At 70.8% G+C, this 301-nt stretch carries 1 protein-coding gene; it reads left to right on the top strand.

Annotation, left to right across the window (positions count from 1 at the left end; translation table 11 throughout):
• Positions 1-31: 31 nt before the first annotated feature.
• A partial coding sequence (locus HKX41_11005) for a hypothetical protein (protein ID NNC24659.1) occupies positions 32-301 on the top strand: 270 nt, incomplete at its 3' end.

The following is a 301-nucleotide window of genomic DNA, read 5'->3' on the forward strand; positions in this document are numbered from 1 at the left end:
CGCCGCGGACGCCGCCAACCCCTACCACTGGATGCTGCACGAGGCGACCCATCAGCTGCATGCCGAGCGCGCCGGCTTCTCGCGCGCCAAATGGATCAACGAAGGCGTGGCCAGTTACTTCGGCGCCAGCCGCCTCGACGGCGCGCGGCTGCGGCCGGGCACGATCGACCCGCAGGCCTATCCGATCTGGTGGCTGGACGAGCTGCCGCTGACCGGCTCGCTGGAGCGCGACCTGCACTCGGGCCTGCTGATTCCGCTGCGGCAACTGATCGACAACAGCGGGCCGCCGATCGGCGGCAAG

This window comes from Salifodinibacter halophilus (assembly GCA_012999515.1).
GTDB lineage: Bacteria > Pseudomonadota > Gammaproteobacteria > Nevskiales > Salinisphaeraceae > Salifodinibacter > Salifodinibacter halophilus.